General features: G+C 50.1%; 3 protein-coding genes and 1 pseudogene. 1 reads left to right on the forward strand and 3 read right to left on the reverse strand.

Features of this window, described 5'->3' with window-relative positions; translation table 11 throughout:
* A pseudogene (locus IFU29_RS22900) lies at positions 1-196 on the reverse strand (hemagglutinin repeat-containing protein); the annotation flags it as partial.
* A gap of 15 nt (positions 197-211) precedes the next feature.
* Here IFU29_RS22900 and IFU29_RS22410 point away from each other — a divergent pair.
* On the forward strand, positions 212-355 hold the full coding sequence (locus IFU29_RS22410) for a hypothetical protein (RefSeq protein ID WP_191937418.1): 144 nt from the start codon (positions 212-214) through the stop codon (positions 353-355).
* A gap of 45 nt (positions 356-400) precedes the next feature.
* Here the strand turns inward: IFU29_RS22410 and IFU29_RS22080 are convergent, their stop codons facing one another.
* Both IFU29_RS22080 and IFU29_RS22590 read right to left on the reverse strand, forming a co-directional pair.
* Positions 401-673, reverse strand: a complete 273-nt coding sequence (locus tag IFU29_RS22080; RefSeq protein WP_191935754.1) for a colicin immunity domain-containing protein — start codon at positions 671-673, stop codon at positions 401-403.
* Positions 670-2091, reverse strand: a 1422-nt coding sequence (locus IFU29_RS22590; protein ID WP_244633779.1) for a VENN motif pre-toxin domain-containing protein, incomplete at its 5' end; no start/stop codon positions are given. The genes IFU29_RS22080 and IFU29_RS22590, both read right to left, overlap by 4 nt.

Here is a 2091-nt window from a genome sequence, read left to right on the forward strand (position 1 = left end):
TCGTGTTCACGATGCTGACCATCTGGCCGGTGATTTCACCCACCGCCTGCGCCGTTTGCAGACGCTTTTGCTCTTTCTCTTTATCAAAAATCGGGCTGATGCTGCCGTTGGCCGAGGCAGTATCACGGCTCAGGCTCCCCACGTCCTGCTGTTGGTTAGTCGTATCGCGGATAACAATCGTGCCCTGTTCTACCGCTTACCGGGTAGTACTTTGGCGTTTAAAGTACCGCCACAGGAGCCGGAGGTGATACAGGCCCTGCGGCAGCTCTGCCCGAAGCTCTCGGCGCGTAAGCAGCGGGAACTGATGGACGTGATTCAGGTCATGGCGAAGCCGCAGAAGCGCGGCGGTAACTGACCGTTAAAGGAAAAATCCCGGCTCAGAAGTGGCCGGGATATTCTTTTACTTATTGATATAAGTGGTTATGATTTTATTTATTTCACCCCGTAGTTGTTCATCATTAAATTCGTATTCTTCACGATCTTCATCTGGGTTATACATATCAGCCATACAAAATATAGTTGATAAACACTCACTTATCTTCTCATCATAGTTCAGTATATTTTTGCTATCTCTTTCTATACGCCAAAGCTCTATGTATGCTTCTGCGAATGTTGCTGCGGATAACCTTTCAGCGCCAAAAGATCTAGCAAATTCCAAAAGTAAATAACTCATCTTAAAATCCCATTTTTCATATAGTTATCATATTGAGGCGTTCCTGGAATAACTTTAAATCCCGTAATAAACTCACCTGACTTATCGATAACAACTGCATTATTTGTATTCGAATTAAAGAATACTTTAGAGTCTTTCACAAAACCATAAGTACCATTTTCGGTGGTGGCTGCATCATCTAAATGACTCTTAATGGCAGTCTCATACTGCTTAAGCGTCTCGGGATTTTTCTTTGTGGTAACAATGTCAAAATCAATTGCATGTTTGAATTTCTTATCTAACTGTTTGGCACTAAAAGCGACACTATCAGAGACAATAACGGCTCCAACATCAGGGATTTTCTTGCCCGGAATAAGGATGCCAGCCATCAGCCCCCCCATACCTTCCAGTGCAAGCTGATCACCTTGGTTAGCTTTCTGAGCGAGTGTTTTTATCCCTTCCCAGGTATCACCATTCATTAATGCACTAACCGAGTCGGCCACCGTCTGGTTTTTGCCAGACAGGTCACTCATAGCTTTAGTGCAATAACTGTCACCTATCGCACAAGCTGTCAGTGCCATTGCGGCATCAGCAGCATAGTCCGCAGAACCTAACACGCTGTCACCACCATCAGCTAGTGCATTGATAGTTCCGTTAACCAGTTGCGATAAAGAGCCTTCGCCAAGGGTTTCTCGAACCTGAGCTTTCATTGCCTCAGCACTTTCCTTAACCGCTGCCCGCGCCTTATCTCCACTCAGCGAGTTATTCTCCACCGCATTCTTGCCTGCAAGCGCTCCGGTCGTTGCGGCTGCCGAGCTGTTGCCTGCTACCGCCCCCGCTGCTCCGGCGGCAATCGTGCCCAGCAGGCTCAGCTGCTCTTTGTCCGCCTGCGACAGTCTGGCAATGTCCTCTGGCGTGCTGGCGTGATATAACGCTTCGGCAATAAACCGTGTGGCCAGCTCACCGCTGAACGCTCCGGCGGCTCCCGCTGCGGCATTACCTCCCGACATCTGCGCCGCCACCGCGCCCCACACGGCATGCGCCATCGCGTTGGCAACCACATTCGTGTTGCCGCCGGCATCGGTGGTTTGCGCTTTGATGACCTGCGCCACCAGTGGGTTAGCCGCTCCGGCTACCGCCTGTGAAATATTTCCGTTAACCAGTCCCTGAAGCACACCGCTTACTGCCTGAACCACCATCTGGTTCTTGCTGCCCACGCCGTAGTCGGACATGGCTTTCTGATAGGCATCGCTTTCTCGTAATCCGGCCAGCCATTTGGCCCTTTCTTTTTCTGTCGCGTTATCTTTAAGCGGTGCAGCGCCTTTTTTCGCCTCTTCCAGCCCTTTGATATCGCCCATCGTGTTCACGATGCTGACCATCTGGCCGGTGATTTCACCCACCGCCTGCGCCGTTTGCAGACGCTTTTGCTCTTTCTCTTT

Origin of the sequence: Erwinia persicina, from assembly GCF_014838825.1 — a bacterium.
In the GTDB taxonomy this organism is placed as follows: domain Bacteria; phylum Pseudomonadota; class Gammaproteobacteria; order Enterobacterales; family Enterobacteriaceae; genus Erwinia; species Erwinia persicina_A.

Coding starts and splice junctions, on each gene's coding strand:
- IFU29_RS22080 (WP_191935754.1), bottom strand. CDS start 673: ATGAGTTATTTACTTTTGGAATTTGCTAGATCTTTTGGCGCTGAAAGG.